The following is a 12030-nucleotide window of genomic DNA, read 5'->3' on the forward strand; positions in this document are numbered from 1 at the left end:
CCATGTCCTCGATGCCCGCCGGACCGCCCGCCCCCGTGATCGACGCGCACGGCCTGGGCCGCTCCTTCACCGTCTCCGAGGGGCCGCTGCTGCGCCGGCGGCGCCGCACGGTCGACGCCGTCGACGGGGTGACCTTCCAGGTGCGCCCCGGCGAGGTCGTGGGCTACCTGGGGCCCAACGGCGCCGGGAAGAGCACCACGATGAAGATGCTCATCGGCCTGCTGGCCCCGGGCCGCGGCCGCCTGCGGGTGCTGGGCCTGGAGCCGGCCCGCTTCCGGACCCGCCTGGCGGCCCGCATCGGCATCGTGTTCGGGCAGCGCACCTCCCTGTGGTGGGACCTGCCCCTGCGGGACAGCCTGGCGCTGACGCGGCACCTCTACCGCGTCCCGGCCCGCGACCACGCCCGGCGCCTGGAGGAGCTGAGCGACCTGCTCGAACTCGGCCCCTTCCTGCACACCCCCGTGCGCCAGCTGAGCCTGGGCCAGCGGATGCGCGGGGACCTCACCGCCGCGCTGCTGCACGCCCCCGAACTCCTGGTGCTGGACGAGCCCACCATCGGGCTGGACGTGGTGAGCAAGGCCGCGATCCGCTCCTTCCTGTCCCGCCTGAACGCCGAGCACGGCACCACGGTCCTGCTGACCACCCACGACCTGGGCGACGTCGAGCGGCTGTGCCGCCGCGTGATGGTGATCGACCACGGCCGGCTCGCCTACGACGGGGACCTGGCGGGCCTGCGGGACCGCGCCCCGCGGCCGCGCGCCCTCGTCGTCGACCTCGCCGAGCCGGGGCCGCCGATCCGGGTGCCGGGGGCGCGCTTCGTCCGCCGCCAGGGGCCCCGCCAGTGGCTGGGGCTGGGCGGGAACCCNCTGGACGGGAACCCGGCGGAGGTGATCGCGGAGGTGGCCCGGGAGCACCGCGTGGCGGACCTGACCGTCCAGGAGCCGGACATCGAGGAGGTGGTGGCACGGCTCTACACGGGCGACGCCGAATCCGTGCCGGCCGAGGGGGCCGGCGGATGCCGGCGCGGGCGGCTTCAGCCGTAGAGCGCCAGCACCGCCACCACGGCCGCGGTGTTCCACAGGCCGTGGCTGACCACGGAGGCGGTCAGGCGGCCCGTGGCCAAGAAGAGTCCGGCATAGACGAGCCCGGCCACGGTGATGGAGACGGCGTCGGGCCCGTTGGCGGGAAGGTGCAGCAGTCCGAACAGCAGGACCGAGACGACCGCGGCCACGGCCACCGCCCGGCGGCGCCGGCGGAACGCCTCGGGGAGCGCCCCGATCAGGAACCCGCGGAAGTAGACCTCCTCGGCGATGCCGCCCCCGACCACGCCGAGCAGGAGCGTGGCGGCCAGAGCGGCCCCACCGGCGGCGGCGTTGTCCAGGACTTCGCGCACCCCGGTGTTGTCGGCTCCCCCCGCCATAGGGACGAGAAGGCCGAACTCCAGCGCCAGCCGCGGCAGGACGACCGCGGCGCCGAGGGCGGCGTCGCGCACCCAGTGCTGCGTGCTCAGCCCGAGGTGGGACCACCCCAGTCGGCGGCTGCGCAGCCACCACCCCACGACGGCGCCCACCAGGAGCAGCTCGACCAGGGCCACCGCGACCAGGACCCCGGGCCCCTGCCCGGTGAGCACGCCCGCGGCCAGCGGAGGCGCCACCAGGGCGACCAGGGCACCGCCGAAGAACACCAGGACCGCCCGTACAGGCGCAGGGCGGCGCTCCGGCCCCCCGCCGTCCGGCGGCGCCGCGGACGGGGACTTCTCGGACCGTGCCGGTTCGCTCGCCATGAACGTGGACGCTAGCACCCCTGGGCCCCGGGAGCGACGGCCGGAAGGTGATGTTCCGGGAGGGGCGGGTAATGGGCGTATGATCCCGTCCGTCCCCCACCCCCGAGGAGTCCGCACGATGCCCGAGCCCGCCCCCGGTTCGCCCTCGTCCCCCGAGGACCCGAAGCCGACCGACGGTTCCGGATCTCCGCCCGCCCCGCGGCTCGACCGGCGCGTCCTGATCGGAGGCGGCGTCGCCGTGGGCCTGGTGGCGGCCGTGGCCCTGGGCGTCTATGCGACCCCTCCCGCCGCCTACGAGGGGATCGGTGACTGCGAGGAGCTGTTCGCCGAGGGGTTCGCCGACGCCGTCGCCCACACATCCCTGGAAGACGTGGAGATCGAGGAGGTGGAGCCGATGCGGATGCGCCCGCCGCTCGCGGAGGACGGCACGGGCCCCGAGTACTCGGCCTGCGGCGGATCGGTCGGCGAGGCCGACCTGATCGTGGACTTCACCCTCTACTCCCCCGACACGGCGGCCTCGAACTACGAGCCCTTGCAGGAGGGCCTCGCCGCCATCCGGGAGAGCGCGGAGGAAGGACCCAAGGACGGCAGCGAGCAGCTCGCGGTCAAGGACATCGAGGTGGGCGAAGAAGGGTTGGCCACCTTGGACAAGATCGGCGAGGAGGCCTCGATCGCGGACCCGACCGGCGACGAGAGCCTTCTCCACACGGCTTTCTTCCGCATGAGCAATGTCTCCGTGACGGTGCGGTACCTGACGGAGGACACCACCCTTCCCGATGAGGACCTGATCCTCGTCACCAGGATATCCGAGGCCCTCGAGGAGTCGATCGACGCCACTGCCGAGTAGCGTCGCGGGCCTCCGTGACGTCCTGCACGCTGCGGTCGGGGTCAGTCGTCTTCAGGGCCGTAGGCGATCAGGCGGAGGGACGCGGCCGTCCCGGAGAAGCCCTCGTCTCCGAGCCGGGCGCGCAGCTCGGTAGTGAAGCGGGCCATCTCCGGGCGGGCGGCGCGCAGGGCCTCCTCCCCCGCCTCGGTGAGCTCCAGCACCACCGCCCTGTGCTCGTCGGGGTGCGCCCCCTTGACGAGGAGCCCGGCCCCGTCCAGGCGCCGGACCAGCGCCGTGACGGCGGACTCGCGCAAGCCGAGCACCTCGGCGAGCCGCCGCTGGGTGGCGCCCGGCTCGGCGCGGACCGCGAACAGGGCGCCGAGCTGCGCCGCGGTGATCCCGGCGGCCTCCAGGAGCCGGCGGTCGGCGTCGGTGCGCAGGCGGTGGGCGGCCCGCTGCAGCAGGAAGTACAGGCGCTCGTCGGCTTCGGGCATGGACCGATCTTGACAGAGGACCCCGCCAGGCGCGATCCTCACTTCACTAGTGAAATGAGGTGCCGTGGACACGCCCGACGACGCTCGCGATGACGCCCTCGACCTCGGTCTGGCCCGCAAGGTCCTGCAGGCCCAGCCCTTCAGCGCCCTGGTGGGCGCCCGCCTGACCGCCTTCGGCGACGGCCGCGCCGTGCTGGAGGTGGACGTCCGTGACGAGCTGCGCCAGCAGTACGGCGTCCTGCACGGCGGCGTGCTGGGGTACGCCGCCGACAATGCGATCACCTTCGCGGCGGGGACGGCCGCCGGAGCGGACCTGATCACCGCCGGGTACTCGATCGACTACCTCAGGCCCGCCGACGGCGTCCTGCTGCGCGCGGACGCGCGGGTGGTCCGGGCCGGCCGCACCCGGGTGGTGTGCCGGTGCGACCTGACCACCGTGGACGCCGAGGGCGCAGAGAGGCTGTGCGCCGTGGCCCAGGGCAGCGTCTCGGTCGGTGCCGCCCGTACCCGCTGACGCTCGCTCCGGATCCCCCGGGTCGGCTCAGCGGGCCAGGAGCTCCCGCAGCTCGGCGGTCACCCGCTCCGGGTCGGCCTCGGCCATGAAATGGCCCGCCGCCACCGTGCGGTGGACCAGGTCGTCGGCCCACCCCTTCCAGATCCCCTCGGCGTCGAACCCCAGCGCCGCGCCCCAGTCCTGCTGCAGGACGGTGACCGGCATGGTCAGCCTCCGGCCTGCGTCCCGGTCGGCCTGGTCGTGCTCGGCGTCGATCCCGGCCGAGGCCCGGTAGTCCGCGACGATCGACGGCACCGCGTTCCTCGACGCCTCGAGGTAGGCCGCACGCACATCGCCGGGGACCGTCTCCGGGTCGGCGCCCCAGGCGTCGAGGAAGAAGGAGAAGAACGCGTCCGGCTCGGCGGCGATCATCCGCTCGGGCAGACCGGGCGGCTGGGCCATCAAGTAGAGGTGGAACCCGACCGCCGCACTCCGGCCGTGCATCACGTCCCACATGTCCAGGGTCGGCAGCACGTCCAGGCTGGCCAGGTGGGTGACGTGGTCCGGGTGGTCCAACCCCGTACGGACGGCGGCCAGCGCCCCGCGGTCGTGCCCCGCCAGGGCGAACCGCTCGTGCCCCAGGGCGCGGGCCAGCGCCACGGTGTCGGCGCCCATGGTGCGCTTGGAGTAGGCCCCACCGTCCTCGGCGGGCTTGTCGCTGGCGCCGTACCCCCGCAGGTCGGGGACGATGACGGTGTGGTCGGCCGCCAGGTCGGCGGCCACGTGCCGCCACATCAGGTGGGTCTGCGGGAACCCGTGCAGCAGCACGATCGGGCTGCCCGAGCCGCCGACGGCCGCGTTCAGCTCGACGCCGTCGGCGACGGGCACCCTCTGGTAGTCGAATCCGGGAATGGTCGGCGCCATGGTGCTCTCCTCGATCGTGGCCGGCCGGTCTCTCCGTCCGGCTTCGTCCCGAGCGTGCCGCGCGCCGATGAGCATCCGATGAGCGCATACCGTTGGACTGGCGTGCGATCAGGGAAGGCGGGCATGGAGCGGGTCGGGTTCGGTGTGCTGGGGCCGGTCGCGGCCGAGCGGGACGGTGCGGCGGTCCCCCTCAAGGGGCCGCGGCACCGGGCCGTGCTGGCGGTGCTGCTCATCGCCCGCGGACGGGTCGTCCCCGTCGACCGCTTGGTGGACGACCTCTGGGAGGACCCTCCCGACGGGGCGGTCGGCGCCGTACGCACCTTCGTGGCCGCGCTCCGGCGCGCTCTGGAGCCGGACCGCCCGCCGCGCACCCCGCCCCGGCTGCTCGTGACCGACGGCCCGGGGTACGCGCTGCGCACCGCCCCTGGAACCGTGGACGCCTGGCGGTTCGAAGACGCCCTGCACGGGGCCGCCGGCCAGCCGCCCAAGCGCGCGCTGGAGCTGCTCGACGGCGCCCTCGGGCTGTGGCGCGGCCCCGCCTACGCCGACTTCGCGGACGAGCACTGGGCGCGGGCCGAGCGCTCGCGCCTGGCCGAGCTGCGCCTGCGTGCCGTGGAGCAGCGCGCCGAGGCGCTCCTGGCCCTGGGGGACGCGGCGGCGGCCGTCCCGGAGCTGGACGCCCAGGCCGCCGAGCACCCCTGGCGGGAGGAGGCCTGGCGGCTGCTGGCGCTCGCGCTGTACCGCTGCGGGCGCCAGGCCGACGCGCTGGCGGTGCTGCGGCGCGCCCGGACGAGGCTCGCCGACGCCCTGGGGGTGGACCCGGGTCCGCGCCTGCGGCGGCTGGAGGCCGACGTCCTGGCCCAGGACCCGTCGTTGGAGCGGCCCGGTGCGTCGGCGTCGGCCGCCGAGGTGTGGGCGCGCACCGCCGCGGCCTACGACCGCGCGGTCGCCGCCGGCTCCCGGGCGCGGCTGGAGTCCTCGGTGGGCCTGCTGCGCAGCCTGGCGGTGACCGGCGGCGGGGGCCTGGAGTCGGCCCGGGAGAACCGGCTGGCGACCGTGCGCGCGGCCGAGGAGGCGGCCGACCCCGAGCTGGCCGCGCGGGTGATCGGCGGCTACGACGTGCCCGCGATCTGGCCGCGCAGCGACGACCCCGCGCAGGCGCGGGAGGTCGCCGCCGCCGCGGAGCGCACCCTGGCGGCCCTCCCCGAGGACCGGGAGCACGCCCCCGCGCGCTGCCGTCTGCTGGCCACGCTCGGGATGGAGATGCGCGGCACCCGGTCGCCGCGCGGTCCTCAGGCCGCGCGCGAGGCCGAGGCCATCGCGCGCGGGTTGGACGACCCGGCCCTGCTGGCGTTCGCCCTCAATGCCGTGTTCATGCAGTCGTGCACGCGCGCGGGGCTGGCCGGGCGCCGGGACGCCGTCGGCGAGGAGGTGGCCGCGCTCGGCGCCCGGCACGCCATGCCGACGTACGAGGTGCTGGGCCGCATGATCCGGATGCAGGCGCGCGCGGCACTGGGCGACCTGCGCGGAGCCGATGGGCACGCGGCCGCCGTCGACCGCCTGTCCGAGCAGAACGAGCTGCCGCTGGCCCCGGTGTTCACCCAGTGGTACCGCGCCCTGAGGACGGCGGTGTCCGGAACGGTCGCCGACGCCGAAGAGGCCTACCGCGCGGCCGCCGCGCGCTTGGACGGCGCCGGGATGCCGGGGGTGGAGCAGGGCCTGCTGCCGTTGGCACTGCTGTGCCTGTACCTGACGGAGGAGCGGGCGGTCTCTCCCGCCGTGGCCCGCGCGCCCGCGGAGGCCGACTGGGGCCCCTACCGGCCCTGGGTCGAGCCGCTCCTGCTGCTGCACGCGGGGGCGGCCGGGCAGGCGCGTTCCGCGGTGCGCGCGCTGCCCGAGCCACCGGCGGACCTGGTGTACGAGGCGCTGTGCTGCCTGGAGGCCGCGGCGGCACTGGAGCTCGGCGAGCGCGAGAGTCTGGAGCGCGTCCGCGACCGCCTCCTGCCGGCCGCGGGCGAGATCGCCGGTGCGGGGAGCGGGATGCTCACCGTGGGGCCGGTCCAGGGCTGGATCGACGCCATCGGTTCGGCGCTGGTGACCGACGACCGGACCGACGACTGATTCAGAGCACGCGCCTCGTGGACCGCGAGCGGTGGCGCAGCCGGGTGACGATCACCGGCAGCACGGTCGCGAAGGCCAGGGCGATCACAGCCGGGAAGAACCATGCAGAAGACCCGACCTGTCCGGGGAACCAGACGCCCGCGCAGATCAGGGTGAAGAGCAGGGCGATGACCCATCCCATGGCGAGGACCGCCTTGGCCCCGGCCACCGCCTCGGCGCGGTCGGTGGGGACGGTGCGCAGCACGAGCGCGGCGGCCCCGGCCAGCAGCAGAAGTACGAGCGCGCCGATGAACACGGGGGCGCCCGCTGTGAGCGGACTGGTCGCCGCCGTTTCGGTGATCGTGCCCGGCCCCGAGAAGTGGAGCGGGATCTCCTCAGGCAGCCGCGGGTAGACCGACACGGCCGCGAACGCCTGCCCGAGCAGGATCACGATGCCGGGAACCAGGTAGGCCTTCGGGTAAGGCGGGGGCGAATAGCCCGCCACAGCGGTCTCTCCCACCATGCGTCTCCCCTCTGTGTTCGGCCGCCCAGCGCTTCTACAGGAGCGCCCGCCCGACTGGAACCTCACCCTCTCATGGCGCTCGTGGGCCCCGTCGCCCGTGCCCCGCACTTGTGCGCGGCCCCGCCCTCTTGCGCAGAGTTGCACCGGCCTTTGCCGCGCATCGGTATGGCGCGGGCCGCATCCGGGAGACGCTGGTCGACGATGCCGCTCCGGGAGGGGGAGCATATGGAACGCGTCCCGACCACCGCACACCCGGCCCCGGGGAGGTGGCGGCGGTGACCCGACAGACCAGCCGCCCGCGCCTGCCGTCACAGGCGCGCCGCGAAGGGCGTGAGGGGACCCGCCCGCCCGAGGCCGGCCCGGGCGAGGTGGAGATCGCGCTGACCGTCAACGGCACCCGGCGCACCGTGCGCGTGGAGCCGCGGGTGAGCCTGCTGGACGCGCTGCGCGAGCGCCTGGGCGTCACCGGGCCGAAGAAGGGCTGCGACCAGGGCGCCTGCGGCGCCTGCACCGTCCTGGTCGAGGGCCGCCGGGTGCTGGGCTGCCTGACGCTGGCCATCACCTGCGAAGGGCGCCCGGTCACCACCGTCGAGGGGCTGGCCGACGGCGACCGACTGCACCCGGTCCAGGAGGCCTTCATCGCCAACGACGCCTTCCAGTGCGGCTACTGCACGCCCGGCCAGCTCATGTCGGCGGTCGCCCTGCTGGAGGAGGGCCGGGCCGGGGACGACGCCGAGATCGCCGAGTGGATGAGCGGCAATATCTGCCGCTGCGCCGCCTACCCCAACATCCGGGCCGCGGTCCGCCAGGTGCGCGACGCCCGGGCGGAGGGCGAAGGGGGCCGGTGATGCGCCCCTTCTCCTACACCCGGGTATCCGACCCGGCCACCGCGGTCGAGGAGGTCGCCTCCGACCCCGACAGCGCGTTCCTGGCCGGGGGCACCACCGAGGTCGACCTCATCCGGATCGGCGTGGCCCGCCCGCGCCGCGTCGTCGACATCAACGCGCTGCCCGTCTCCCGCATCGAGGAGGCGCCCGACGGGGGCGTGCGCCTGGGCGGACTGGCCCGGATGAGCGACGTGGCCGCGCACCCGGTGGTGCGCGAGCGCTACCCGGTGCTCGCCCGGGCGCTGGAGTCGGGCGCCTCCCCGCAGCTGCGCAACATGGCCACCATGGGCGGGAACATGATGCAGCGGGTGCGCTGCTCCTACTTCCGCGACGGCGACGCGGCCTGCAACAAGCGTGCGCCGGGCAGCGGGTGCGCGGCGATCGGCGGGGTGAACCGGGGCCACGCGGTCCTGGGCACCAGCGAGCACTGCATCGCCGTCCACCCCTCCGACGCCGCGGTGGCGCTGACCGCGCTGGAGGCGGTGGTGCGTCTGCGCGGCCCGGACGGGGAGCGGTCGGTGCCGGTCGGCGACTTCTTCCTGCCGCCCGGCGACACGCCCGAGCGCGAGCACCCCGTCGAGCACGGCGAGCTGATCACCGCGATCGACGTGCCGCCGGTGCCCGCAGCCCGTACCTCGGTCTACCTCAAGGTGCGCGACCGGGAGTCCTACGAGTTCGCGCTGGCCTCGGCCGCAGTGGTGCTGCGCGTGCAGGACGGGGCGGTCGCCGAGGCGCGCATCGGGCTGGGCGGCGTGGCCACCACGCCCTGGCGGGCCCACCGCGCCGAGGAGGCCCTGGTGGGCGCCCCGGCCGAGGGGGCCTCCTATGAGCTCGCCGCCGTCCGGGAGATGCGCGAGGCGGTACCGCGGAGCATGAACGCCTACAAGGTCGAGCTGGCCGAGCGCACGATGGTCCGGGCCCTGCGCACCGCGGCCGCGCGCGCCGAGGGGGTCGGATGAGCACCGTTCCGCACAGGGCGCGGGCCGCCCAGGTGGGCCGCCCGATGGACCGGGCCGACGGCCGCGCGAAGGTGACCGGGGCGGCGCGCTACTCGGCCGAGTACGCCCCGCCCGGGACCGTGTACGCGGTGCTGGTGGGCGCCCGGATCGCCGCGGGCGAGGTCACCGGGATCGACGCGCGGCGGGCGCTGCGCTCGGACGGGGTGCTCGCGGTGCTGAGCCACCTGAACCTGCCGCCGCTGGCCGCCGAGCCGCACCTGCTGCCCTCGCTGGCGGGCGCGGCCGCCTCCGGGCAGAGCTTCTTCCCGATGCGCGATGCCCGGGTGCACTACGCGGGGCAGCCGGTGGCCATGGTCGTCGCCGACACCCTGGAGCGCGCCGGGCACGCGGCGGAGCTGCTGGAGGTCTCCTACCGGGCCGAGCCCCACGTGACCGGCCTGGAGCAGGGCCGCGAGCACGCCTATGAGCCCGAGCGGATCTTCGCGGGGTTCCTGCCGGGCCGGATCGGGCGCGGCGACGTGGACCGGGGGCTGGCGGAGGCCGACACGGTGGTGGAGACGGTGCACCGCCTGGCGGCCAACCACCACAACCCGATCGAGCCGGCGGCCGCCACCGCCCAGTGGCAGGACGGCCGCCTGACCGTCCACGACTCCACGCAGGGGCCCACCGCCACCCGGCTGACCGTCGCCGAGCTGCTGGGCCTGCCGCCCTCGCAGGTGCGGGTCCTCGCCCCGGCGGTCGGCGGCAGCTTCGGCTCCAAGGCGATGGTCTGGTCCCACCCGGTGCTGGCGGCGATGGCCGCCCGGCACGTGCGGGCGCCGGTCAAGCTGGCGGTCACGCGCGAGCAGATGTTCACCGCCTGCGGGCACCGCGAGGAGCAGGAGCACCGCTTCACCCTGGGGGCGCGCCGGGACGGCACGCTGACCGCGATGCGCCACCACAAGCTCTCGCCCACCTCGCCCTTCGACGACTGGACCGAGCCGTCGCTGGAGATGCCGGCGCGGATGTACGCCTGCCCCAACCACGAGGGCGTGTACCGGCTGTTCCGGGCGAACACCATGACGCCGGCGTTCATGCGGGCCCCCGGGGAGGCCTCGGGGATGTTCGTCCTGGAGACCGCCATGGACGAGCTGGCCGGTGAGCTGGGGATGGACCCGGTGGAGCTGCGGCTGCGCAACCACTGCGACGACGACCCGTCGACCGGCCTGCCGTGGTCGAGCAAGGGGCTGCGCGAGTGCTACGCCCGCGGCGCCGAGATGTTCGGCTGGCACGACCGCGCCCCGGTGCCGGGCACCCGCACCGACGGGCACTGGCTGGTGGGCACGGGCATGGCCTCGGCCGTGTACCCGGTGTACCAGGCGATGGGCCCGCAGCGGGCCCGGGTGCGGCTCTACGCCGACGGCCGGGCCACGGCCGAGACGGCGTGCGCGGACTTCGGCACCGGGGTGGGGGCGGTGATGCGGCAGGTGGCCGCGGCGGCCCTGGGCATCGGCGCCGAGCAGGTGGAGGCCCGGTACGGCGACACCGAACTGCCGACGACGGTGGCGGCGGTGGGCTCGGCGGGCACGGGGGCGATCGCCTCGGCGGTGCACACGGCCGCGTCCGCGCTGCGCGAGCAGATGGTGGCGCGCGCGGTCGCCGACCCGGCCTCCCCGCTGTACGGGACCGACCCGGGGCGGGTGGAGGCCGCCGGCGGCCGGATGTTCCCCCAGGGCGGCAGCGGGGGCGGCGAAGCCTACACCGACGTGCTGCGGCGGCACATGATGTCCGACGCCGAGGCGCTGGGGGCGTGGGACCCGCCCGGGGCGGACGGCGGGTACGCGGCGGCGACGTTCGGGGCGCAGTTCGCCGAGGTCGGCGTCGACCCGGACCTGGGGCTGGTGCGGGTCCGGCGGATGCTGGGGGTGTTCGCGCCGGGCCGGGTGCTCAACGCCAAGACGGCGCGCAGCCAGCTGATGGGCGGCATGCTGTGGGGCGTGGGGCACGCGCTGCTGGAGGCGACCCGGATGGACCCCGGGTCCGGGCGCTGGGCGAACGCGAGCATGGGGGACTACCTGCTGCCGGTCAACGCGGACGCCCCTGAGGTGCGGGTGGAGTTCGCGGAGGTCGAGGACGCGGTGGTCAACCCGCTGGGCGCCAAGGGCGTGGGCGAGGTGGGCGTGGTGGGCGCCTCGGCCGCCATCGCCAACGCGGTCCACCACGCCACCGGCCGCCGCTTCCGCGACCTGCCCATCACGATCGAGGCCGTCCTGGGACGCGGTCAGGGCGCCTCCGCCTGACCGCCGTCCCCGGGGCCGCTCCGGCCTCAGGGGACCAGGACGCCGCGGAACCGTGCGGTGCCCATGGACCCGTAGGCCTGTTCGGCCTCCTCCAGCTTGTAGGTCTCGACCATGGGGCGGATCCCTGTCAGGACCGCGAACTCCATGGCCTCCTCACTGTCCTTCGCGTGGCCGCTGTAGCAGCCCTGGACGCTCCTTCGTCCCGTGACGAGCAGCAGGCTGGAGACCGGGATCGGGTCGTGCGGGGTGCCCGCGACCAGCAGGGTCCCGTTGCCCTGGAGCCCCTGGGCGATGTCGGCCTGGGCGGCGGCGTCGCCCGCGGTGGCGAGCACCGCCCGCGCGCCTCCGGCCGCGGCCAGGGCCGCGCCCGCCCCGCCGTTCCCGGTGTCGGAGGCGTCGATGTAGTCGTCGGCCCCCAGCGCGCGGGCGGCCTCCTCCTTCTCGCGGCCCCGGCTGACCGCCACCACCCGGAACCCCATCTTGTCGGCGTACTGGATCGCCAGGTGGCCCAGCCCTCCCACGCCCTGGACGGCGACGGTGTCGCCGGGGCGGGCGCCGCTCTTGCGCAGGGCGTTGAACACGGTCACCCCGGCGCACATGAGCGGTGCGGCCTCCTCGAACCCCAGCGCTTCGGGGAGGCGGGCCAGGGCCGACTGCGGAACGACGGTGTACTCGGCGTACCCGCCGTCGAGACCGGCGCCGACGATCAGGCGCTCGGCGCAGTTGGCGAAGTCGCCCGTACGGCAGGGGGGGGCGGGGGGG

General features: G+C 75.6%; 12 protein-coding genes. 7 read left to right on the forward strand and 5 right to left on the reverse strand.

From position 1 onward, the window contains the following. The first annotated feature begins 2 nt into the window (after window positions 1-2). Complete coding sequence (locus D450_RS30125; RefSeq protein WP_017539163.1) at window positions 3-1043, forward strand: ABC transporter ATP-binding protein; 1041 nt, start codon at window positions 3-5, stop codon at window positions 1041-1043. Here the strand turns inward: D450_RS30125 and D450_RS0113315 are convergent. Continuing rightward, on the reverse strand, window positions 1034-1783 hold the full coding sequence (locus D450_RS0113315) for a CPBP family intramembrane glutamic endopeptidase (protein WP_241483145.1): 750 nt from the start codon (window positions 1781-1783) through the stop codon (window positions 1034-1036). The genes D450_RS30125 and D450_RS0113315 overlap by 10 nt on opposite strands. A 118-nt stretch (window positions 1784-1901) precedes the next feature. Here D450_RS0113315 and D450_RS0113320 point away from each other — a divergent pair, with 118 nt between their 5' ends. Beyond that, on the forward strand, window positions 1902-2630 hold the full coding sequence (locus D450_RS0113320) for a hypothetical protein (RefSeq protein WP_017539165.1): 729 nt from the start codon (window positions 1902-1904) through the stop codon (window positions 2628-2630). Between the two features lie 41 nt (window positions 2631-2671). Here the strand turns inward: D450_RS0113320 and D450_RS0113325 are convergent, their stop codons facing one another. Next, window positions 2672-3103 carry a MarR family winged helix-turn-helix transcriptional regulator gene (locus D450_RS0113325; protein WP_017539166.1) on the reverse strand — a complete coding sequence of 144 codons (432 nt, stop codon included), beginning with the start codon at window positions 3101-3103 and terminating at the stop codon, window positions 2672-2674. Between the two features lie 64 nt (window positions 3104-3167). Here D450_RS0113325 and D450_RS0113330 point away from each other — a divergent pair, with 64 nt between their 5' ends. Next, entirely contained in the window at window positions 3168-3617 is a 450-nt protein-coding gene (locus D450_RS0113330; protein ID WP_017539167.1) for a PaaI family thioesterase, read from the forward strand. A gap of 27 nt (window positions 3618-3644) precedes the next feature. Here the strand turns inward: D450_RS0113330 and D450_RS0113335 are convergent, their stop codons facing one another. Beyond that, a complete protein-coding gene (locus tag D450_RS0113335; RefSeq protein WP_017539168.1) occupies window positions 3645-4520 on the reverse strand; it encodes an alpha/beta fold hydrolase in 876 nt (291 codons plus the stop codon). Between the two features lie 123 nt (window positions 4521-4643). Between D450_RS0113335 and D450_RS0113340 the strand changes: the two genes are divergently transcribed. Further along, on the forward strand, window positions 4644-6641 hold the full coding sequence (locus D450_RS0113340; RefSeq protein ID WP_017539169.1) for an AfsR/SARP family transcriptional regulator: 1998 nt from the start codon (window positions 4644-4646) through the stop codon (window positions 6639-6641). 1 nt (window position 6642) lies between these two features. Here D450_RS0113340 and D450_RS0113345 read toward each other — a convergent pair whose 3' ends face one another. Then, complete coding sequence (locus D450_RS0113345) at window positions 6643-7143, reverse strand: DUF1648 domain-containing protein (RefSeq protein ID WP_017539170.1); 501 nt, start codon at window positions 7141-7143, stop codon at window positions 6643-6645. 275 nt (window positions 7144-7418) lie between these two features. On the opposite strand from D450_RS0113345, the gene D450_RS0113350 reads away from it, so the two are divergent. The 3 genes from D450_RS0113350 to D450_RS0113360 are packed head-to-tail and all read left to right on the forward strand — an operon-like array spanning window position 7419 to window position 11268. Beyond that, window positions 7419-7991, forward strand: coding sequence for a (2Fe-2S)-binding protein (locus D450_RS0113350; protein WP_017539171.1), 573 nt, complete (start codon window positions 7419-7421; stop codon window positions 7989-7991). After that, window positions 7991-8989 carry an FAD binding domain-containing protein gene (locus D450_RS0113355; RefSeq protein ID WP_017539172.1) on the forward strand — a complete coding sequence of 333 codons (999 nt, stop codon included), beginning with the start codon at window positions 7991-7993 and terminating at the stop codon, window positions 8987-8989. The genes D450_RS0113350 and D450_RS0113355 overlap by 1 nt, the downstream gene beginning before the upstream one ends. Beyond that, window positions 8986-11268, forward strand: a complete 2283-nt coding sequence (locus tag D450_RS0113360; RefSeq protein WP_017539173.1) for a xanthine dehydrogenase family protein molybdopterin-binding subunit — start codon at window positions 8986-8988, stop codon at window positions 11266-11268. The genes D450_RS0113355 and D450_RS0113360 overlap by 4 nt, the downstream gene beginning before the upstream one ends. A 26-nt stretch (window positions 11269-11294) precedes the next feature. Here the strand turns inward: D450_RS0113360 and D450_RS0113365 are convergent. Then, on the reverse strand, window positions 11295-12030 hold a 736-nt coding region (locus tag D450_RS0113365; RefSeq protein WP_017539174.1), incomplete at its 5' end, for a zinc-binding dehydrogenase.

Origin of the sequence: Nocardiopsis halophila DSM 44494, from assembly GCF_000341245.1 — a bacterium.
Lineage (GTDB): Bacteria > Actinomycetota > Actinomycetes > Streptosporangiales > Streptosporangiaceae > Nocardiopsis_A > Nocardiopsis_A halophila.